Origin of the sequence: Staphylococcus auricularis, from assembly GCF_001500315.1 — a bacterium.
In the GTDB taxonomy this organism is placed as follows: domain Bacteria; phylum Bacillota; class Bacilli; order Staphylococcales; family Staphylococcaceae; genus Staphylococcus; species Staphylococcus auricularis.
In genome coordinates, this window is sequence record NZ_LLER01000003.1 from 25321 (window position 1) to 47901 (window position 22581).

At 37.8% G+C, this 22581-nt stretch carries 17 protein-coding genes; all 17 read right to left on the minus strand.

From position 1 onward, the window contains the following. Positions 1-4 precede the first annotated feature (4 nt). The 17 genes from nusA to topA all read right to left on the minus strand — a co-directional run bounded on the left by nusA (position 5) and on the right by topA (position 22445). Positions 5-1300: a transcription termination factor NusA gene (gene nusA / locus APS80_RS02245; RefSeq protein WP_059106660.1), complete on the minus strand. Its 1296-nt coding sequence runs from the start codon at positions 1298-1300 to the stop codon at positions 5-7. Positions 1301-1320: 20 nt separating this feature from the next. Further along, entirely contained in the window at positions 1321-1788 is a 468-nt protein-coding gene (rimP, locus tag APS80_RS02250; protein ID WP_059106661.1) for a ribosome maturation factor RimP, read from the minus strand. A gap of 221 nt (positions 1789-2009) precedes the next feature. Then, positions 2010-6326, minus strand: coding sequence for a PolC-type DNA polymerase III (locus APS80_RS02255; protein ID WP_059106662.1), 4317 nt, complete (start codon positions 6324-6326; stop codon positions 2010-2012). A 232-nt stretch (positions 6327-6558) separates the two neighbouring features. After that, positions 6559-8262: a proline--tRNA ligase gene (locus APS80_RS02260; protein WP_059106663.1), complete on the minus strand. Its 1704-nt coding sequence runs from the start codon at positions 8260-8262 to the stop codon at positions 6559-6561. A gap of 17 nt (positions 8263-8279) precedes the next feature. Beyond that, on the minus strand, positions 8280-9566 hold the full coding sequence (gene rseP, locus APS80_RS02265; RefSeq protein ID WP_059106664.1) for an RIP metalloprotease RseP: 1287 nt from the start codon (positions 9564-9566) through the stop codon (positions 8280-8282). 236 nt (positions 9567-9802) lie between these two features. Then, positions 9803-10585 carry a phosphatidate cytidylyltransferase gene (locus tag APS80_RS02270; RefSeq protein WP_059106665.1) on the minus strand — a complete coding sequence of 261 codons (783 nt, stop codon included), beginning with the start codon at positions 10583-10585 and terminating at the stop codon, positions 9803-9805. Between the two features lie 21 nt (positions 10586-10606). Continuing rightward, on the minus strand, positions 10607-11371 hold the full coding sequence (gene uppS, locus APS80_RS02275; RefSeq protein ID WP_059106666.1) for an undecaprenyl pyrophosphate synthase: 765 nt from the start codon (positions 11369-11371) through the stop codon (positions 10607-10609). A gap of 270 nt (positions 11372-11641) precedes the next feature. Continuing rightward, positions 11642-12196: a ribosome recycling factor gene (gene frr, locus APS80_RS02280; RefSeq protein ID WP_059106667.1), complete on the minus strand. Its 555-nt coding sequence runs from the start codon at positions 12194-12196 to the stop codon at positions 11642-11644. Between the two features lie 16 nt (positions 12197-12212). After that, on the minus strand, positions 12213-12935 hold the full coding sequence (gene pyrH / locus APS80_RS02285; RefSeq protein WP_059106668.1) for a UMP kinase: 723 nt from the start codon (positions 12933-12935) through the stop codon (positions 12213-12215). 131 nt (positions 12936-13066) lie between these two features. Continuing rightward, positions 13067-13945, minus strand: a complete 879-nt coding sequence (tsf, locus tag APS80_RS02290; RefSeq protein WP_059106669.1) for a translation elongation factor Ts — start codon at positions 13943-13945, stop codon at positions 13067-13069. Between the two features lie 93 nt (positions 13946-14038). Continuing rightward, positions 14039-14830 carry a 30S ribosomal protein S2 gene (gene rpsB / locus APS80_RS02295; protein WP_059106670.1) on the minus strand — a complete coding sequence of 264 codons (792 nt, stop codon included), beginning with the start codon at positions 14828-14830 and terminating at the stop codon, positions 14039-14041. A 226-nt stretch (positions 14831-15056) separates the two neighbouring features. Then, positions 15057-15836, minus strand: a complete 780-nt coding sequence (codY, locus tag APS80_RS02300; RefSeq protein WP_059106671.1) for a GTP-sensing pleiotropic transcriptional regulator CodY — start codon at positions 15834-15836, stop codon at positions 15057-15059. Between the two features lie 17 nt (positions 15837-15853). Further along, positions 15854-17260 carry an ATP-dependent protease ATPase subunit HslU gene (gene hslU / locus APS80_RS02305; RefSeq protein ID WP_059106672.1) on the minus strand — a complete coding sequence of 469 codons (1407 nt, stop codon included), beginning with the start codon at positions 17258-17260 and terminating at the stop codon, positions 15854-15856. 163 nt (positions 17261-17423) lie between these two features. Continuing rightward, entirely contained in the window at positions 17424-17969 is a 546-nt protein-coding gene (hslV, locus tag APS80_RS02310; protein ID WP_059106673.1) for an ATP-dependent protease subunit HslV, read from the minus strand. Positions 17970-17972: 3 nt separating this feature from the next. Next, positions 17973-18833, minus strand: coding sequence for a tyrosine recombinase XerC (gene xerC, locus APS80_RS02315; RefSeq protein ID WP_180991900.1), 861 nt, complete (start codon positions 18831-18833; stop codon positions 17973-17975). Positions 18834-18983: 150 nt separating this feature from the next. Next, a complete protein-coding gene (gene trmFO / locus APS80_RS02320) occupies positions 18984-20294 on the minus strand; it encodes an FADH(2)-oxidizing methylenetetrahydrofolate--tRNA-(uracil(54)-C(5))-methyltransferase TrmFO (RefSeq protein ID WP_059106675.1) in 1311 nt (436 codons plus the stop codon). 78 nt (positions 20295-20372) lie between these two features. Beyond that, positions 20373-22445, minus strand: coding sequence for a type I DNA topoisomerase (gene topA, locus APS80_RS02325; protein WP_180991899.1), 2073 nt, complete (start codon positions 22443-22445; stop codon positions 20373-20375). Positions 22446-22581 lie beyond the last annotated feature (136 nt).

Here is a 22581-nt window from a genome sequence, read left to right on the forward strand (position 1 = left end):
CAAATTATTCTTCAGTTTCAGAGTCAGTTTCTGTTGCTTCAGCAGGTTCACTATCATCTGAACTATCTACATCATCTTGAATAACAGCTTCTGTATCAACTTCGTCTTCAGTTTCTGGTTGTTCGTCAGCTTCATTTACATCTGCTTCTAACTCAACATCTTCATCTACGATTGCAGTGGCTGTTTCACTTTCTTCGTCTTCATTTTCCAATTTGTTTGTTAAAGTATCTGCTTCTGGATCTTCTACAGGATATAAGCCAGCTTCTCTCGCATCTGTTTCTGATTTGATATCAATTTTCCAGCCAGTTAATTTAGCTGCTAAACGCGCATTTTGACCTCTTTTACCAATGGCTAATGATAATTGATAATCAGGAACGACAACCAATGTAGATTGGTCTTCTTCGTCCACAATGACTTCTAACACTTGTGATGGGCTAAGTGCATTCTTAACAAAGATTTTAGGATCTTTGTCCCATTGTACGATGTCAATTTTTTCACCGCCGAGTTCTTCTACGACCGCTTCAACACGAGACCCTTTTGCTCCGACACATGCACCGACTGCATCGATATCATCCATTTCTGAGTACACACTGATTTTTGAACGATCACCAGCTTCACGTGCTACTGATTTAACAATAACCGTGCCATCAAAGATTTCAGGTACTTCTTGTTCAAACAAGCGTTTTAAAAGACCTGGATGACTTCTTGATACGTAAATTTGAGGGCCTTTTGTCGTTTGTTCAACTTTATTCACATATACTTTAATGCGTTCATTCGGTATATATTGTTCGTTTGGACTGCGTTCTGCAGAAGATAACACAGCTTCAGTACGACCAAGGTTCACATAGACATAACGGTGATCCACGCGATCGATAATACCTGTCATAATGTCTTCTTCTTTATCGATGAATTCATTATAAAGGATTTCACGTTCAGCATCACGTAAACGTTGCATGACTGCTTGTTTTGCAGCTTGTGCACCTACACGACCAAAGTCATTGGGTGTCACGTCTTCTTCGTAAATGTCTCCCACTTCATATGCTGGGTTTTTCTCGAGTGCTGTACTGATATCTACTTCATCACGATCATCAAAGACTTCGTCTACCACATTTTTACGTGCGATGACTTTAAATGTACCTTCATCCATATTTAGCTCTACGCGAACGCTACGTGCACTATCATAATTCTTTTTATATGCAGTAATTAAAGCCGCTTCGATCGCATCGATTAAAACTTCTCTTGGAATTTTCTTCTCTTTCTCTAAATACTCTGTAGCTAATAATAGTTCATTACTTGACACAACTAATCCTCCTGAGCTGCTTAAAGCATTACTGCGTGGCGTGCTTTAGCAATTTTATTTTTCGGAATTTCAACTTGTTTCGTTTTCGCTTTATCTTTGACTTCCATCACGATATGGTCATCTTCGACTGACTGTAATGTGCCTAGCCATTCTTTTGCGCCTTCAATCGGTGCGTACAATGACACATATATCGGTTTAGAAATCGCATTTTGATAATCTTTTTCTTTTTTAATGGGTCTTTCGGCACCTGGTGAAGCTACATCTAGATAGTACATTTGATCAATTGGATCATGCTCGTCCATCACTTCACTGATTTTTTCAGAAGCAAGCGTGCAATCGTTTAAATCCACGCCGCCTTCTTTATCGATGGATACTCTTAAAAAATAATCTTTGCCTTCTTTTTCAAATAAGACTTCAACTAATTCAAAATTTAATTTATCTAAGACTGGCTGTATAAGCGTTTCTACTTGCTCTGTGATTTTACTCATCTCGTACCTCCCTATTTGCAAATAGAAAAGAGCGGGTATTAGCCCACTCTTCGTGTCTGAGTCTGAATTTAAGCACTTTAATTATAGCACAACTGTTGACTCAAAACAAATTAATATCTTTTTTCACTAACTTATCATAGTGTATTAAAATCCATGCTTCATTCTCAACTGAATTTTTTAAAACGGTTACTCTGATTTTCATCTGAACATTGCGCTTTGCTTTACATATCGAAAATAGACAATTGCGCTTTGTCCGGTAAATCTGGGAGTGAACCTAATTCATCTAAATAATCGATGACTTTTTGGGATAACCCTGCTTTTTTATTTAAGTCTTCTTTAGATAAGAACGGTCCTTCTTCTCTAGCTTCTACAATACGTTTCGCAACATTTTCACCAAGGCCAGGAACCGCGATAAATGGTGGAATAAGTGTATCGCCTTCAATGATAAATTCAAAAGCTTGGCTTTTTTCAAGACTGATGGGCTGCATACGGTAACCCCGTTGTGCCATTTCATTCATGATTTCTAGCACAGTCAATAAGTCTTTTTCTTTTTTACCTAAATCCATTGAGCGACTATACATGTCTTTCACCGTATTACGGATACTGTCTTTATCTTTGATCATCGTAATTAAATCAAAGTCAGATGCACGTACTGTGAAGTAACTTGCATAATAATAAAGTGGATAGTGCACTTTGAAGTACGCGATACGAACTGCCATAAGTACATAAGCCGCAGCGTGGGCTTTAGGGAACATGTATTTAATCTTACGACATGAATCCATATACCATTCAGGTACTTCGTTTTCTTCCATAGCATCTACCATGTCATCGGTTAAGCCACGACCTTTACGTACGAATTCCATCGTCTTGAAGGCAAGTGATGGCTCTAAACCATTGTACATAAGATAAACCATAATATCGTCACGACAACAAATGACGCTAGATAAGTCGCATTGACCTGATCGAATCAAGTCTTGAGCGTTACCTAACCAAACATCGGTACCGTGAGATAACCCGGAAATACGAACCAATTCTGAGAATGTTGTCGGTTTTGTATCTTCTAACATTTGGCGTACAAAGGCAGTACCAAATTCTGGTACACCGAATGTGCCTGTTTTACACATGATTTGATCTTCTGTCACACCTAATGCTTCAGGCGAATTGAAGATGCCCATTGTTTGTTTGTCATCTACAGGAATGGTTTTCGGATCGATGCCTGACAAGTCTTGTAACATCCGGATCATTGTCGGATCATCGTGGCCAAGTATATCCAATTTCAACACGTTGTCATGGATAGAGTGGAAGTCGAAATGCGTCGTCATCCATGAAGCAGACTGGTCATCTGCTGGATACTGTACAGGTGAAAAGTCGTAAATATCCATGTAATCAGGTACGACGATAATACCACCAGGGTGTTGTCCGGTTGTACGTTTCACACCCGTACAACCTTTGACAAGACGATCCACTTCAGCGCCCCGTTTATGAATACCTTGGTCGTTCAAGTAACCTTTCACATAACCAAAAGCTGTTTTTTCGGCAACTGTACCGATTGTACCCGCACGGAATACTTTATCTTCACCGAAGAGTACTTTCGTGTAGTTATGCGCTTCTGGTTGATATTCCCCACTGAAGTTCAAGTCGATATCGGGAACTTTATCCCCTTTAAATCCTAAGAACGTTTCAAATGGAATATCATGTCCGTCTTTAATCATATCGCAACCGCAGTGTTCACATTTTTTATCTGGTAAATCAAATCCAGAGCCGACAGAACCATCGTCAAAGAACGTACTTTCTTTACATTTCGGACAAATATAGTGCGGTGGCAGTGGGTTTACTTCAGTGATTTCAGTCATCGTTGCTACAAAGCTTGACCCAACGGAACCACGAGATCCAACTAAGTAGCCGTCATCGAGCGATTTTTTAACCAAACGTTGGGAGATGAGATAGATGACTGAGAAACCATTACCAATAATACTTTCTAATTCTTTTTCTAAACGATCGATCACGATTTGTGGTAAATCTTCACCATAGATTTCTTTGGCATGGGTGTAGCTGAGTTCACGAATTTCTTCGTTCGCACCATCCATACGTGGCGTATACAGTTTGTCTTTGATTGGTACCACGCGTTCGATGCGGTCAGCGAGTTCGTTCGTATTTTTAACAACCAATTCGTAAGCTTTATCTTCGCCTAAGAAATGTAATTCTGACAACATTTCATCTGTTGTTCTAAAGTGCGCTTCTGGTAAAGTTGAGCGATTTAACGGATTACCTGGTTGTGAAGCAATCAATATTTTTCGTGCAATCGCATCGTGTTCAAATAAATAGTGAGCGTTGCCTGTTGCTATCACAGGTATTTGATTGGCCTCACCTGCTTGAATTAATCTGTCATAAATTTCATGTAACGTGTCATTATCACGTACTAATTCACGATCGATTAAGTCTTGATACAAGGCTGGAGGTTGTACCTCGATGAAGTCATAATATTTTGCGATACGTTCAACTTCAGATTGGTCTTTTTGCATTACTGCTGTGAACACTTCACCTTCATCGCACGCTGTTCCTACTAAAATACCTTCACGATATTCATCAAGCAAGGAACGAGGAATACGTGGTGTCCGGTAATAATATTTCACGAGTGATGCACTCACAATTTTGAAGAGATTTTTGAGCCCTTTTTGATTTTGTACGATGAGTGTCACATGGTTCGGACGTGCGCGTTTATAAGCATCTTCGTTCGATAGTGATTGATTGATATCTTTATGATTTTTGACATTTAATTCTTCAAGTTGTTTCAACATTTTAATAAAGATATAAGCTGTCGTTTCTGTATCGTAAATGGCTCTGTGGTGTTGAGTAAGTTCAACGCCGTATTTTTTAGCCAAATAATTCAAACCGTGTTTACCATATTCGGTATTAATTGTACGAGATAATTCCAACGTATCAATGACACCGTTCGTTGATTCACCAAAGCCAAGACGTTCATAACCGGTATCGATGAAGCCCATATCGAACGAAGCGTTATGTGCAACAAAGATGGCGTCTCCTACCCATTCTTTGAATTCAGTTAATACTTCATCGATTTCAGGTGCATCTTCTAACATATCATCTGTAATATGTGTGAGGTTTTTAATCGTATCTGAAAGTGGTTCATGTGGGTTACTGAAACGTTCAAACTGATCAATGATTTCACCGTCTTTAACTTTAACCGCTGCAAGTTCAATAATGTGATCATACTGGTTGGATAAACCTGTAGTCTCAACGTCAAATACGACATATGTTGCTGTTTTTAGCTCTCGATCTTGCGGTTTATATGCGATTGGAACCCCGTCATCTACGAGCATCCCTTCCATACCGTAAATCATTTTTATATCATTTTTCTCAGCCGCATTATGCGCTTCTGGAAATGCTTGAACCACGTTATGGTCCGTCACTGCGATCGCTTTGTGACCCCATTTTGCTGCTTGTTCCACGTATGATGTAATGCTTGGTACACCATCCATTTGACTCATTGAAGTATGTAGATGGAATTCAACACGTTTTTCAGGTGCTTTATCTTGTTTAGGTGATTTCTTAATTTCTTCGATATCATTCATCATCATAACGAGGTCACGGACGAATGAGTCTTCTTCTATACGACCTTGTGCACGAATCCATTTTCCGACACTGAGTGCTTTAAAATGTTCAAGATCATCTTTATTTTTACGTGTAAACATTTTAAGTACGAGTGAGTCTGTATAGTCAGTCACTTTAAGCTCAATGATATGACGTCCACTTTTAAGCTCTTTAATATTCATATCAAAGATGACACCTTCAATCGCAACTTTGAATTCTTCTTCCACAATTTGTTCGATCGGGCGCACTTGTTCGACTTGTATAGGTTTACCGATTTGACATTTTTCAACGGTACTTTCGTTGTTATCTTGTTGTTTTTCTTTTTCAGCTTTCATTTTTTCAAGCTTTTCAGTCGTTTCTTTGGCGCTTTGTTCATCTTCTTGTTGAATGTAAGCCTCTAATGACGCAAGGTTTTTGTCTTGATCCGTTTCATCTGTTTCAAACACGACTTTATTGATATCGAAGCCACATTGTTTGAATGCCTTCACTAAGCTACCATTACATACTTTATCAAAGTGATTGCGTTCGATGTCGTTTTGACAGATGACTTTTAACACGTTGCCTGATACAATCAATTCTTTTTGTTTCAATTGTCCCTTAACTTTAGGAGATAAAGCAGTTTGATCTATACAGTGGCCGAAATACTTGCCAGCATGTTCATCCTGGTTTGATGTATCACGAATTGTAAATTGCCAATTCACTTCCGCAATTGGACTGAATTCTTCCTTAATTGCATGGGTGAACAGTGTATAATCCTCTTGAGATAAAAAGCGTGGTAATGTGATTTGAAATGTCCAACTGCGAGATTTAGTCGAAACATCAATGCGCGTTAACTCACTATTTTCTAAAATATCTTCATCTAATTGATTCGCTATTTTCACTTGATCTGCAAGGATTTTAAATTTTTCTTGACTTGTCATGGTCATGACGCTTACCACCTTATTTTCCTTATGCATGCGCTATCTTTATCGTCATGCTTTATTATTAAAAATCATTTCATGCAGCTAAAATTTCATTAATTAATATGATAATACGAATTTAAATTATTTTCTATTCGTTTGGTTTAAACAAAGAAAACAGGAGAGAGACACGTATGAATGAAACACATTTCAATCTGAGGTCTCTGTTTCCCGTTTAAAATTGACTTTGAAAGTACGTTTATTTTACTTCTTTCAATACGTTGGCTACATATTGATTCACATCATTGATAGATACTTCGTCGCTATCACCTGTGTCACGACGTTTAACTTCTACGATACCTTCGCCTGCTTTTTTACCTACCACAATTCTTACTGGAATACCGATGAGATCGGCATCATTGAATTTCACGCCTGGACTTTGTTTGCGATCATCGTGTAACACATCATAATTTTCATTAAACTGAGCATAAAGTTCTTCGCCAAGTTCACGTTGCTCTTCTTTTTTCGGATTAACCGTAATGATATGGAGATCAAATGGTGATACTGCTTTTGGCCAAATAATACCGCGGTCGTCACTGTTTTGTTCTACCACCGCACTTAATGTACGTGATACACCAATACCATAGCAACCCATGATTAATGGTTGCGCTTTACCTTGATCATCTAAGAATGTGGCGTTCATAGGTTCTGAGTATTTCGTTCCTAATTTGAACACTTGTCCGACTTCAATACCTTCTGCAAATTTTGCTTCTCCTGAACCATCTGCTAAAGGCTCACCTTCAGTAATAAAACGGAAGTCACTATAAGCCTCTACAGTGAAATCACGATCAGCATTAGCATTCACGTAATGATAACCATCTTCATTGGCACCAATCACGAGGTTTGTTAAATCTTGAACGTGATTATCAGCATAAACTTTAACTTCTTTATCAGTAATCGGACCTAATGAACCTGGATGTGCACCTAATAAATTAACGATGTCATCTTCAGTTGCGATTTCAACTTCTTCAGTTTGGAAGTAATCTTTAACTTTAACTTCGTTAATTTCATGATGACCACGTACGAGGATTAAAATATATTCACCTTGTACTTTGAACACCATCGTCTTAACGATTTCATCAAGCGGTTTATTTAAAAATTCAGCGAGTGCTTCAGCTGTTTTAACATCTGGGGTTTCAATTTTTTCTATATCCTCTGCAGTTTCTTCTTTATCAGAAGGTTCATAGACGACTGCAGCTTTTTCAAGATTTGCGGCATAATCGCTATGGTCACTGTAAACAATCGTATCTTCACCAATTTCACTCAATGCCATAAATTCATGTGTATGACTACCACCAATTGCACCTGAATCTGCTTCAACAGGGCGTGCATGAATCCCTACACGTTCAAATATTTTTGTATAAGCTTGGTACATATCTTGGTAAGTTTCATCGAGGGATGCTTCATCCGCATGGAATGAATACGCATCTTTCATGATAAATTCTCTTCCTCTTAATAATCCGAAGCGCGGACGTTTTTCATCTCTAAATTTAGTTTGGATTTGGAATAAGGTCATTGGAAGTTGCTTATAAGATTTTAACTCATCACGTACGAGAGATGTCACTACTTCTTCATGTGTAGGACCTAACGCAAACTCACGGCCATTACGATCATTGAGACGCATGAGTTCCGGACCATAGGCTGACCAACGTCCAGATTCTTCCCATAATTCACCTGTTTGAAGCACAGGCATTAAAATTTCTAATGCGTTGATATTTTCCATTTCTTCACGAATAATTTGTTCGATTTGGTTCAATACACGCGCAGCAAGCGGTAAGTAACTGTACACACCACTTGTATTTTGTTTAATCATACCTGCTTTAAGTAATAAACGATGACTTGTTGCTTCTGCCGTAGCAGGTACTTCTTTTATCGTAGGAATAAATACTTTCGATTGTTTCATTCAATAACAGTCCCTTCTTATAAGAAATAGCGTTGGATATCATTCCACGTGACGAGTACCATAATGATCAGTACGAAAACAGCACCGATGGCAACGATGGCTGTTTCTGCTTTTTTGTTTACTGGTTTTCTAAAGATTGCTTCATAAAAGACAAAGAGGATACGTCCACCGTCTAACGCTGGAATTGGTAATAAGTTCATCAATCCTAAGTTTACACTTAAAAGTGCAGTCCAGCCAATGAGATTGATAATACCTGTTTTTACAACGGAATCGACTTGGTGATAAATACCCACTGGTCCGTTCAGCATATCGAAGGAGAATTCACCAGAGAAGATACTGCCGACCATTGCGACAATCGCTGTGAAAATCATTTTACCTGCATCTATAGATTGTTCGATACCTGTCACAATCGGTTGAACAATCGTATGCTCAGTTGCAGGTTTGATCCCTAATTTATATGATGTTTCAGATGTGAGTTTGGTTTGTTGTTCTACTACTTTTTTCGGTTGAACATGAACCGTTTGCGTTTCACCATCGCGTTTAATCGTCAATGCCGTATCTTTACCTTTAGTCGCATCAAGTGCAGGTTGTAAGTCACTGTATTTAGAGATGTCTTTATCTCCTACTTTGACAATTTCATCTCCTGATTTAAGGCCAGCTTTTTGAGCAGGGAAATTATCCGCAACCTGATCGACCGTACTCACGGGTGTACCTTGATAGTAAGCAAGACCTACGAAAAGCACAATTGTAAGTAAAAAGTTAAATAATGGACCTGCAAAGAGAGTTAAAAACTTCTGATAAGGTTTTTTATACGTAAATTGTCTATTTTTAGGAGCGATTTGAATTAAACTACCATTTTCAACGAAGAAAGCTTTATCTGCAATATTGTAATGATGGCGTTCATCATCAAAAGCGGTCACACCTTCAATGAACAAGCCATCTTTAAAGTCTGTTTGCTTCACTTCAATAGCTTCAATTTTTTGGAATTTGTGTTGATTATCTAAAATGATGTGAGTGATTTCTTCATCATCATTCAGTTTGATCTTCACGTGCATGCCAGGTTGAACGGGCGGTTCTTCTAGTCCATCCCCAGCCATACGCACATAACCACCGACTGGAAGTAAGCGGATGGTATAAAGTGTCTCATTTTTTCGGAAACTAAATATTTTAGGTCCCATACCGATGGAAAATTCTGGACACATAATACCTGCGCGCTTCGCAAAGAACATATGCCCGTATTCATGGACTGTAACAAGGACACCAAAAACGATAATAAATGCGATTATGGTTACTAAAAAGCTCAACGATCTCCACCTCGTCTATCTTCATTCAAATTATTCGTTATCTATGTATTGGGTCGTTTGATAGATGTTTCTAAAACGACTGGGATTATAAAAGTATAACACAACTGAAGCGAATTAGAAATTCAGTTCTATGATTCATTGTGATCTCATGTGATTTAAGTAAATGGTCACGCAAACAGATAAAATGAGATGTCATCAACTTGAATCACAAGTAAATCAACATCTCATCCTCATGTTTACATTTGTATCAATAATATATTTAATAAAGGTAACACGAACATAAAGCTATCAAATCGGTCGAGTATACCACCGTGACCAGGTAAGATACGTCCTGAGTCTTTGACACCAAAATGACGTTTGAATCCTGATTCTACAAGATCTCCTAATTGACCAAACATACTTAGGATTACTGTATAAATCAGCAATAACCAGATTGCTACGTTAAAATCAACGAAGAGCATCATCACGAGTGGTACGAGTAAACTACAAAAGATACCGCCGATGAAGCCTTCAATCGTTTTGTTAGGACTAATGACTGGCCACAATTTGTGTTTACCGATTAAGCGACCAAATATGTATGCACCAGTATCAGTGAGCCAAACCACTAGGAATGCTAATAAAATGTAATGCAGACCTTCAGCACGTGTTTCATACAAATACATGAAACCGATTCCTACATACGAAATAGACATTAAACAAAACGCAGCGTCCATGAAACTAAATCTATTTTTCGATAGTACAGTGTAACTCAATAAGATAAAGCTCAACGCAATGAGAGATTTTAACTGTAAATTTCCAACCCAATCCCCAGCATTTTGCGGTAACATGATCACTAGAATACCGAGTGCACTGATGATGCCGGGTATAGAGAGGAATTTAATCATATTCATATTTAACAGCTCTTTTAACGCAATAAAAGCTAGTAAATATGAAAAAACCATTAGCAACATGCCGCCCTTAAGCAATATAGGAAGGAAAATTATTAATGCTACAATAGCTGTTAATGTTCTTACTTTCATACCTCACTTTACTCCTAACTATTATAACCCGCCAAATCTTCTTTGACGTGATTGATATATTTTTATACACGCATTGAGTGCTTCGCCATCAAAGTCTGGCCATAATTTGTCATTGAATACAAATTCACTATAAGAGAGTTGCCAAATCAAAAAGTTACTTAAACGCTCTTCTCCAGATGTACGTATGAGCAATTCAGGATCTGGGAAGCGAGAGGTCATTAAATGATCGGCAAATGATGTCTCGTTGATCTCTTCAATATTCAGTTCGTTCGCCTGTACTTTTTTACATACCTCTTTCACCGTGTGAACAATCTCTGCTCGTCCACCATAATTAATCGCAAAAATTAATGTTAAACCTGTGTTTTGAGCCGTTTCATGCTTCGCTTTTTCTATCGCTTCAACTGTAGATTCAGGAAGCCCTTGCATAAAACCAATCGTTTCAACTTTGATGTTGTTTTCGATTAAGTCTGGTAAGAAGGTATTGAGAAAATTAACAGGTAAATTCATAATATAATTTATTTCATCTTGGGGACGAGACCAATTTTCCGTTGAGAACGCATAGAGTGTTAGATATTTAATACCAAGCTTGCCCGCTTCTTTCGTCACGGTCTTCACTGTTTGCATACCTTGGTAATGACCTTTCACTCTCGGTAAATTTCGCTGTTTTGCCCAACGGCCGTTACCATCCATTATAATCGCGACATGTTTCGGTATGTTTTGAGCATTTAAGTCATATGTTAATTCACCTGGCTGTGATTTTTTCTTATTTCTAAGCTTTTTAAACATGGTCTTTCCTCCGAGCATAGTTATCCTGTTTTAAATAAGTGATATGTATAATTAACTATCATTCTATCATATTCAATTGACTCATTACATAATCAAACAAAAAAACTGTACCAAAGTCTGATTTGATACAGTTTCAAGAAGTGTGCATTCCTTTTAATATAGCGGCTCATATTGTATTCTCACATATTTGGCTACAGTGAAATTCATTCAGCATGTGAACAGATCGCACACCTACCTATTCTCAAGATAGGTTATTCAATGGCATGTCAATTAGACTGACATAATGTCGTTTTCTTTATCATCGATGAGTTGATCAATTTCTTTAATTGAGTCATCTGTTAAGCTTTGGACATCGTCAGTTTGACTTCTTAAATCATCTTCTGTGATATCTCCATCTTTTTGTTGTTTTTTCAAAGTATCATTGGCATCACGGCGCACATTACGTACTGCGACTTTCGCATTTTCACCAATTTTTTTAACTTCTTTAAACAACTCTTTACGACGTTCTTCAGTAAGCGCTGGGACAGTAATACGGATAACTTCACCATCGCTTGTTGGGTTTACGCCTAAGTTTGCAGCAATGATAGCTTTTTCAATATCACCTACAGACGATTTGTCATAAGGTGAAATGACAAGTAAGCGTGCTTCAGGCACATTGATGCTTGCCAGTTGTTGTACGGGTGTTGGTGCACCATAATAATCGACTGTCACGCCGTTTAATAAGTTAGAGTTTGCTCTTCCGGCACTAATGTTAGCTAATTCTTGTGATAGGTTATCGATCGATTTATTCATTTTGGCTTTCGTATCTTTAATGATATCAGTCATACTCATACACCTCTAATTATTTTGTAATTAATGTTCCTATTTTTTCACCCATTACGGCACGTTTAATGTTACCTTCTTCCATGATAGAAAAGACATTTAACGGAATATTATTATCCATACAGAATGAAGAAGCAGTAGAGTCCATCACTTGGAGTCCCTCTTGTAACATTTGAATATGTGTAAGGTGATCATATTTAATCGCATTTTCGTCCACTTTAGGATCCGCTGAATAAACGCCATCTACATTGTTTTTACCCATTAAGATGACATCAGCTTCAACCTCAGCAGCACGTAATGCAGCAGTAGTATCTGTTGAGAAATAAGGGTTACCGATACCTGCAGCGAAGATGACGACACGTTTTTTCTCTAAGTGTCTAATTGCACGACGACGGATGTAAGGTTCAGCAACTTGTTTCATTTCAATTGATGTCAGTACGCGCGTATCACACTCTAATTGTTCTAAGCTGTCTTGTAACGCGAGTGCATTCATTACTGTCGCTAGCATACCCATGTAATCCGCAGTACCACGATCCATACCTAAATCGCTTCCTGTTTTGCCTCGCCAAATGTTACCGCCACCAACGATGACAGCAATTTCGCAATCCATTTTTGCTACTTCAGCGACTTGGGATGCAATGCTTTTGATAATCATTGGGTTGATACCAAAACCTTTTTCACCCGCTAATGCTTCGCCACTTAATTTTAGAACAACACGTTTGTATTTAGAAGTCTGAGCCATTGTTTTATCCTCTCTATAGAAAATATGTAGTTGATACAAGTAAAGAAGACACAGCAGGATCTTCCAATACAAAAGGGAACCTTTTATTGGGTATCACAAAGGTGTCTTCTTCCTCGTACTATCTATGAAAATTATTTCATTTGTCCTTTAACTTCTTCAGCAAAGTTTTCTTCACGTTTTTCCATACCTTCACCTACTTCGTAACGTACGAAGTCTGAAAGTTGTCCACCTTTAGATTTTAAGAAACCTTCAACAGTTTGATCAGGATCTTTAACGAAGTTTTGATCAACAGCACAAATTTCTTTCAAGTATTTACGTAAACGACCTTCAACCATTTTTTCAACGATTTTTTCTGGTTTACCTTCGTTTAATGCTTGTTGTTTTAACACTTCTTTTTCATGTGCAATTTCATCGTCGCTAACTTGTTCAGATGAAACATATTTTGGATTAATTGCAGCGATATGCATTGCAACATCTTTAGCTGCATCTTCATCAGTTGTACCTTCAACTACTGATAACACACCGATACGTCCGCCCATGTGTAAGTATGAACCGAATGCATCGTTGTCTGATTTGCTGCGTTTAGCAATACGACGGATGTTAAGTTTTTCACCAATTGTTGAAGTTGCTTCTTTCATGCGTTCATCAACAGTTTGACCGCTTTCTAATTTAGATTCCATCAATGCGTCAACGCTGTCAACATCTGCATGAATGACTTGTTGTCCAATTTCTTTTACTAAAGCTTGGAAGCCTTCGTTACGTGCAACGAAGTCAGTTTCTGAATTGATTTCAACGATTGAAGCAGTATTGCCTTCAATTTCAACGTGAACAAGACCTTCTGCTGCGATACGGTCAGCTTTTTTAGCTGCTTTAGCAATACCGTTTTCACGTAAGTAGTCGATTGCTTTGTCCATGTCTCCGTCAGTTTCTGTTAGCGCTTTTTTACAGTCCATCATACCTGCGCCAGTTTTTTCACGTAGTTCTTTTACAAGTTTAGCTGAAATTGCCATATCTTTATTCCTCCAATTATTCCATTTTTTAACTGTATTATTTTAAAAAAAGGTGATAAGCATGAAAATCTTATCACCCATTTTACATTATTCTTAGTTTGATTCAACAGAAGTGTTTTCTTCAGTTGTAGTTTCTTCAGTAGCTTCTTCATTTGATTCTTCTAAATCAATGTTTTGTTCTGCTGCTACTTCATCATTAGATACACCTTGTTGACCTTCTAAGATCGCGTCAGCCATTTTACCAGTTAATAATTTAACGGCACGAATAGCGTCATCATTTGCAGGGATTACGTAGTCGATTTCATCTGGATCGCAGTTTGTATCAACGATACCTACGATTGGGATGTTTAATTTACGTGCTTCTGCAATTGCGTTGCGTTCTTTACGAGGATCAACGACGAATAATGCTTGCGGCATTGATTTCATGTCGCGAATACCACCTAAGAATTTGATTAAACGGTCGTATTCTTTTTTAAGTTCAACGACTTCTTTTTTAGGTAATACTTCAAATAAGCCGTCTTCTTCCATTTTTTCAATTTCAGAAATACGTTTGATACGTTTAGAGATTGTTTTGTAGTTAGTTAAGATTCCACCTAACCATCTTTGGTTAACGTAGAATTGACCTGCACGTTCTGCTTCAGCTTTCACTGATTCTTGTGCTTGTTTTTTAGTACCAACGAATAAGACTTTACCGCCATCTTCGCTTAATTGTTTAAGGAAGTTGTATGCTTCCCCAACTTTTTTCACTGTTTTTTGAAGATCGATAATGTAGATACCATTTCTTTCAGTGAAGATATATTTTTTCATTTTTGGGTTCCAACGGCGTGTTTGGTGACCGAAGTGAACACCTGCTTCTAACAACTGTTTCATAGAAATAACTGCCATGATTTAATTCCTCCTATTGGTTTTTTACCTCCACAAATCGCTAGTACAACAACGATTGGCTACCAATCGCACCGATTGTACTTCAACGCTTTTGTGTGTGTATTGGCACTTTAGCCGTCAATTAATATACCATAATTGACATAAAAAGGCAATAGGCAAACTCGTTTTCACAATTAAAACGACGGTTTTTATCATGCCTATTGCAATGTCATCAATTTTTTACGTCTTATTCTGATTTCAAGCGTTCAAGTTCATCAAGGAATTTATCTTTTTTAACTCGAATAAATGTCCCTTTCATACCAAGAGAACGAGATTCAATTACGCCCGCACTTTCTAACTTACGTAGCGCGTTAACGATAACTGAACGTGTGATACCTACACGGTCTGCTACTTTAGAAGCGATGAGCAATCCTTCTTTACCACCTAATTCTTCAAAGATGTGTTCAATTGCTTCACTTTCTGAGTAAGATAATGAACTGATTGCCATGTTGATTGCTGCTTTATCACGAGCATCTTGTTCTACTTCGTTGTGTTTTTCACGAAGGATTTCCATACCGATGACTGTCGCAGCATATTCGCCTAACACCAAGTCATTTTCAGAGAAATCGTCTTGGACACGTCCAAGTACGAGCGTACCTAAACGTTCACCGCCACCTAAGATTGGGAAGATTGTTGTTTTACTTTCGTTGAATAATTCTTTGTTTTCTGGAGGAAATACTGTAAGCACTTCGTCAATCCCAATATTAGATCTTGTTTCTCTCACATCCATGAGTTGTTCAGTGTATTCACTAGGAATATGTCTGTCTTCTAACATGTCGATGATACGTTGGTTTTTCAATAATTCGTTCAAGCTAGAACCGAGTATTTTACCTTTTCTTGAAACGATAAATACGTTTGATTCAGTGACACTGCTGATAGTTTGGGCTACGTCTTTAAAGTTTACTGCAATCCCTTTATGCTTTTGTAAAAGTATATTTAATTCTCTTGTTTTGGATAATAAACTCATTACATGCTTCTCCTTTATTATAAAATAAATGAACTTAAATCTTTGTTTGTAGAAATGGATTTCAATTTATCATCTACATACTGTGCGGTTATATCTACAGATGCATAAGGCATACTAGGTGCTTCGAATGATAAGTCTTCTAACATTTTTTCTAATATTGTATGCAGTCTACGTGCACCAATGTTGTCGGTATCTTGGTTCACTTGGAAAGCAATTTCGGCTAATCGATTGATCGCTTCATCACTAAAGTTAACCGTAACCTCTTCAGTTTTTAATAATGCTTCATATTGTTTGATTAGTGAAAGTTTAGGTTCTTTCAAGATGCGAACAAAATCGTCAACTGAAAGACTATCGAGTTCCACGCGAATTGGGAATCGACCTTGTAATTCAGGAATGAGATCGCTCGGTTTAGACACGTGGAAGGCGCCTGCACCGATAAATAACATATGTTCCGTGTTTACAGTACCATATTTGGTTTGAATCATGCTACCTTCAAGAATTGGCAGGATGTCGCGCTGAACACCTTGTCTAGAAACATCTTGACCTGTATTTTGATTGTTTGTAGCAACTTTATCGATTTCATCTATAAAGATGATACCCATTTGTTCAGCTAGTTCAATCGCTTCTTGGTTTGCAGATTCTTGGTCGATGAGTTCATCCGCATATTCATCCATCAAAATCTTACGTGCTGTCTTCACTGGTACTTCACGTTGTACTTTTTTCTTCGGCATCAATTGGTTCATCATGTCTTGCATTTGTTGATTTTGGTTGATGCCAAGCATTCCCATTGCACCAGGGTCTTGTTCGACTTTGATGCGCACTTTTTCTTCTTCTAGTTGTCCGTTGAGTAGTTGTGTTTTGATCTCTGAACGTTTCGTTTTGACCTCTTCAGTCGGTGTCTCTTCTTCCTCGTCATCGTTCTGACCGAAGTTTGGGATTGATCCCCCAAATAGAGATTCTAACGGATTATTATTTTGTTGGTTCGCTTTTTTCTTCATGCTCGGTACAAGTAATTTCACTAATTTATCATTTGCTTTCGCTCTCGCTTCTTCTTCGACGTGTGATTTTTTCTGATCTTTCACTAAGCGAACAGCGACATCGACTAAATCACGTACCATGCTTTCAACGTCACGGCCAACGTAACCTACTTCTGTAAATTTCGTCGCCTCAACCTTGATGAACGGGGCTCCAACTATTTTTGCCATACGACGGGCAATTTCAGTTTTACCCACACCGGTTGGACCAATCATCAATATATTTTTAGGACTGATTTCTTGCTTTTCAGCGTCATCTAACTGACTTCTTCTGTAGCGATTACGCAATGCAATAGCGACTTTACGTTTCGCATCATCTTGTCCCACAATATACTCATTTAATCTCGATACAATATCTTTCGGTGTGAGCTTAATGGCACTCGCATCCATAGTACAAGCTCCTTTCTCTTTGTTATTTAATTAAAAATATTCGCACAGTTGTACTTATAATGCGCTTCACTCCATACTATAACTTATTGTTTTTAAAATTGCATGTAAATTAATGTGCGAGTTTAAAAAGTTCAGTAATATATTCTTTTTTAATCTATTTAAATTATAATTCTTCTACAGTGATATTGCTATTCGTAAAGATACAAATATCAGAAGCGACTTTCAAGCTTTCATAAGCCATATCTTTCGCAGATAAATGTTGTGCATGGCGTTTTAATGCACGGCCTGCGCTTAACGCATAATTACCACCAGAACCAATTGCAATCAAGTCGTCATCTGGTGCGATGACTTCACCTGTACCACTTACCACTAAGATAGAAGATTTGTCCATAACGATTAACATCGCTTCTAGTTGTCTTAACTGTTTGTCTCCTCGCCACTCTTGTGCCAATTCAACTGCAGCTCTTTCTAAATTACCACTAAATTGTTGCAGTTTCGTTTCAAATTTTTCAAATAATGTAAAGGCGTCTGCCACACTTCCAGCAAAACCTGCAAGCACTTTACCATCATAGAGTGTACGTACTTTACGTGCAGTTTGTTTCATGATCACTTGCTCGCCGAGTGTCACTTGGCCGTCACCAGCCATCGCAGAATGTCCGTTATGTTGGACAGCAAATATCGTCGTTGCGTGTAATGAAGTTGAACTCAATTCCTATTCCTCCTTATGTGCTCTTGGATGTGCATTCAAATACACTTTTCTTAATTGTTCTTTAGATACATGCGTATATCGACCTGTGGTTGATAAATTCACATGTCCTAACAATGATTGAACGGTACGTAAATCCGCACCTTCATTTAACATATGTGTCGCAAATGTGTGTCTCAATTTATGTGGATGTATGTCTGTCACACCTGCTGTTCGTTTCACAATATCATTTAACACATGACGTACACCCCGCTCTGTTATCGGATCACCTTTCATGTTGACGATCAGATAATCATGGGATGCATGTAGTTTGGGAGTGAAATCGGCCCAATATTGTTCGATACTTTGTCTACAAAATTCACCAAACGGGATAAACCGTTCTTTATTCCCTTTTCCTAATACTTTCACACCAGGTAAATGCATGTCCAAATCATCATCTTTAATATTGACAAGTTCTGACACACGCATGCCTGTCGCATAGAGTAGTTCTAAAATGACACGATCACGAAGTCCTTTTTTAGTATCGCGCATCACTGTGTCAAAGAGTGCTGCCATTTCCTCTTCATAAAAGAAGTGAGGTAAGTATTGTTCTTTTTTTGGATGAACAAGTTGAATAAATGGATTGACCACTGAATCATCTTTAATCATCCAATACTCATAAAAACTTCTGAGCGTAGAAATCTTTCGAGAAACCGTTGTTCTTTTTAAGTTCTTTGCATAAAGATAACTTAAATAATTTCTAGCATCTCTATACTCAAAAGATTCTAAGGAGAGATGCTCTTGTTCTAAAAACTGATTAAATTGGACTAAATCATCATAATATGATTTCAGTGTATGTTCTGAAAATTGGCGTTCAACTTTCAGCATGTATAAATATTCTTTTTGGATTTCTTCCAATTAAAAATCCCTCCGTCAACATGCATTGTAGCATATAAACGAAGGGAACTTCTAAGAAAAGTACTTCATCGAATACAATTTTTGAAATTTTCTAAAGACTGCATAACGATACACATAAATTTATGAAAGTGTTTGTTTGTAATGATCGAGATATGTTAATGCACGATCAGCTAACTGTGAATAACGCTCTTTTTTATCTTTAATACGTTTTTCTAACGGAGGTAATAAACCAAAGTTCGCATTCATCGGTTGGAAATTCTTTTCATTTTTAGCGTGAGAAATATAATAAGCCATACTTCCTAACATCGTTTCTCTTGGGAAAATAACTTCCCCTTGACCATTCACGCGGTGTGCGAGGTTAAGTCCAGCGATTAGACCACTTGCCGCACTTTCAACATAACCTTCCACACCTGTCATTTGGCCAGCGAAGTATAGGCCTTCTCGACCGATGAGTTCGTAAGTTTCTTTTAACACATCTGGAGAATTGATGAATGTATTTCTGTGCATCACGCCGTAACGCACGATTTCAACATTTTCTAAACCAGGGATTAGGCGAATGATGTCTTTTTGTGCACCCCATTTTAAATGAGTTTGGAAACCGACAATGTTGTAGAGCGTACCAGCTGCATCATCTTGACGTAATTGTACAACCGCGTATGGTCGCTTACCTGTTTTAGGATCTTCTAATCCGACTGGCTTCATCGGACCAAAAAGTAATGTTTTACGTCCTCTTTCGGCCATGACTTCAAACGGCATACAGCCTTCAAAATGTTTTTCTTTTTCAAATTCATTCACGGGTGCGACTTCGGCTTCTAGTACAGCATCGTAAAAACGATTGAATTCTTCTTCTGTCATCGTGCAATTGAGATAAGCCGCTTCACCTTTATCATAACGTGATTTCAAATACACTTTATCCATATCGATGCTTTCTTTTTCGATGATTGGTGCAGCAGCATCGTAAAAGTATAATTGATCTCTACCTGTAACTTCGACCACTTGTTGCGCTAAATTAGAAGTGGTTAAAGGTCCAGTTGCAATAATCGTTTTTCCTTCTGGTATTTCGTTGATTTCTTCATTGATCACATTCACATTTGGATGATTTTTTAATGTGTTCGTTACAAAACCAGCAAAGTCATGTCTGTCAACCGCTAATGCCCCACCAGCAGGGACACGTGCTGCATCTGCTGCTTTGATGATGAGCGAGTCGAGTCGTCTCATTTCTTCTTTTAATACACCGACTGCATTCGTTAACGAATTTCCTCTCAATGAGTTAGAACAAACTAACTCTGCAAATTGATCCGTATGATGGGCAGGTGTTTGTTTTACAGGTCTCATTTCAATTAAGTTCACTTGAATGCCTTGTTCAGCAAGCTGATAAGCAGCTTCTGAGCCCGCAAGACCTGCACCTACAACATTAACCGTCTCTACCATTTGTCTTCCTCCCTTGCAAAAGAATTTAGAAGTTATCCTCTAGCATTCTATCGTGCGATAAAATATATGATTGATACATTATTTTTGTGCTTCTTCTTTATAATCACAATTTGAACAAATAACTTGGCTCGTACGACCTTTCTTATGCTCAACCAAGTAATGCTCACATTTCGGACATGAGCGGCCAACCGGTTTATCCCAGCTTACAAAATCACACTCAGGATAGTTTGAGCAACCATAGAAAATGCGATTTTTCTTAGATTTACGTTCGACGACATCGCCATCATTACATTTCGGACACGTTACGCCGATTTTTTTAACGATAGCTTTTGTATTACGACAATCAGGGAAATTAGAACAAGCCATGAATTTGCCGTAGCGACCCATTTTGATAACCATAGGTGAGCCACACACTTCGCAATCTTCGCCAGCTGGTTCATCTTTAATTTCTATTTTTTCCATTTCTTCTTCAGCACGTTCAACGTCTTGTTTAAAGCTATTATAGAAATCACCAATGACTTTTTGCCAGCTTAAATCACCTTCAGCAATTTTATCTAATAATGTTTCCATATTGACGGTGAATTCTACGTCTATGATTTCAGGGAAATAGTCTCTCACTTGTTCATAAACGATTTCACCTAATTCTGTTGGCACGAAGCGTTTACTTTCAATTTTCACGTAATTACGTTTTTGAATCGTATCAAGTGTTGGCGCATAAGTAGAAGGACGACCGATTTTGAGTTCTTCTAACGTTTTAACTAATCGCGCTTCTGTATAACGTGGTGGGGGTTGGGTAAAATGTTGTGAAGGTTCAATATTTGTAGCCGTTACCATTTCGCCTTCTTTTATTTCTGGAAGTTTGTTTTCTTTTTTACCTTCCTCATCGTCTTTCGTTTCAACATATAATGTGGTGAAACCTTTAAATTTGATGGTTTGTCCATTTGCTCTGAATTTAATGTCACCTTGAGTTAAATCAAGTGCGACCGTATCAAGAATCGCAGGTGCCATTTGACTTGCTACGAAACGTGCCCATATTAATTTGTATAAGCGGTGTTGATCTCTTGTTAAATAGGCTTTCATTTCATTCGGTGTACGCATCGTACTTGTTGGTCTGATCGCTTCGTGGGCATCTTGGTCACCTTTACCTTGTGCCTTACGTTTAGAAGTATACTCATTCCCATACGTTTCTTGAATGTATTGTTTTGCTTCTGATTTCGCTTGTTCAGAAATACGCGTTGAATCCGTACGCATATATGTGATTAAACCAACAGTGCCTTGTTTTTTTAAATCGATACCTTCATACAATTGTTGTGCAAGCATCATTGTTTTACGCGCTTTAAAGTTTAATTTACGTGCTGCTTCTTGTTGAAGGGTGGATGTCGTGAATGGATTTGCTGGATTTCTTGTTTTTTCTTTTTTCGTTACTTTAGTAACTTCAAACTGATCCCCATCTAACTGATCGGTAATGACTTTGACATCATCTTTATTGTTTAATTTGTATGGTTTGTTTTTGTAGTGTAAGAACTTAGCAGTAAACTTAGATCGTTTATATCTAAATTCTCCTTCTATTTTCCAATATTCTTCAGGCTTAAAGTTGCGAATTTCATTTTCTCTATCAATGATGAGGCGTAATGCTACTGATTGTACACGCCCAGCTGATAGACCTTTTTTCACTTTTTTCCATAATACTGGAGAAATATTGTATCCTACGAGACGATCTAAGATGCGTCGTGCTTGTTGGGCATCTACTAAGTTCATTTCAATGCCACGTGGATGTTTAAAGCTATCCTTTACAGCATCTTTAGTAATCTCATTAAATACGACTCTGTTATCGCCATTTTCGTCTAAGTCTAAAATGTTTGCCAAATGCCAAGCAATCGCTTCACCTTCACGGTCAGGGTCACTCGCTAAATAGATATGTTTTGCTTTTTTAGCATGTTTTTTTAAATCCTTAACGACGGGTCCTTTACCTCGAATTGTTATATATTTCGGCTCATAATCATTTTCAACATCGACACCCATTTGACTCCGTGGTAAATCTCTCACATGCCCCATAGATGCGATGACTTTGTATTTTTTACCCAAATATTTTTCAATAGTTTTAGCTTTTGCAGGCGATTCAACAATGACTAAATTATCTGCCAAAGTTATTCCCCCTTGCATATCTAGTTACAAGCATAAATGATAAACGCTCTATTTTAAGTTTGTCAATGTTTTTTATTTAGTGATATACGATTGTTGATCATTTCTAGTAATATTCAGTTGAGAAATATCGTGTACAACCTCG

Coding starts and splice junctions, on each gene's coding strand:
- rimP (WP_059106661.1), bottom strand. CDS start 1,788: ATGAGTAAAATCACAGAGCAAGTAGAAACGCTTATACAGCCAGTCTTA.
- APS80_RS02255 (WP_059106662.1), bottom strand. CDS start 6,326: ATGACCATGACAAGTCAAGAAAAATTTAAAATCCTTGCAGATCAAGTG.
- APS80_RS02260 (WP_059106663.1), bottom strand. CDS start 8,262: ATGAAACAATCGAAAGTATTTATTCCTACGATAAAAGAAGTACCTGCT.
- APS80_RS02270 (WP_059106665.1), bottom strand. CDS start 10,585: ATGAAAGTAAGAACATTAACAGCTATTGTAGCATTAATAATTTTCCTT.
- uppS (WP_059106666.1), bottom strand. CDS start 11,371: ATGTTTAAAAAGCTTAGAAATAAGAAAAAATCACAGCCAGGTGAATTA.
- frr (WP_059106667.1), bottom strand. CDS start 12,196: ATGACTGATATCATTAAAGATACGAAAGCCAAAATGAATAAATCGATC.
- pyrH (WP_059106668.1), bottom strand. CDS start 12,935: ATGGCTCAGACTTCTAAATACAAACGTGTTGTTCTAAAATTAAGTGGC.
- tsf (WP_059106669.1), bottom strand. CDS start 13,945: ATGGCAATTTCAGCTAAACTTGTAAAAGAACTACGTGAAAAAACTGGC.
- rpsB (WP_059106670.1), bottom strand. CDS start 14,830: ATGGCAGTTATTTCTATGAAACAGTTGTTAGAAGCAGGTGTTCACTTC.
- codY (WP_059106671.1), bottom strand. CDS start 15,836: ATGAGTTTATTATCCAAAACAAGAGAATTAAATATACTTTTACAAAAG.
- hslU (WP_059106672.1), bottom strand. CDS start 17,260: ATGGATGCGAGTGCCATTAAGCTCACACCGAAAGATATTGTATCGAGA.
- xerC (WP_180991900.1), bottom strand. CDS start 18,833: ATGCTGAAAGTTGAACGCCAATTTTCAGAACATACACTGAAATCATAT.
- trmFO (WP_059106675.1), bottom strand. CDS start 20,294: ATGGTAGAGACGGTTAATGTTGTAGGTGCAGGTCTTGCGGGCTCAGAA.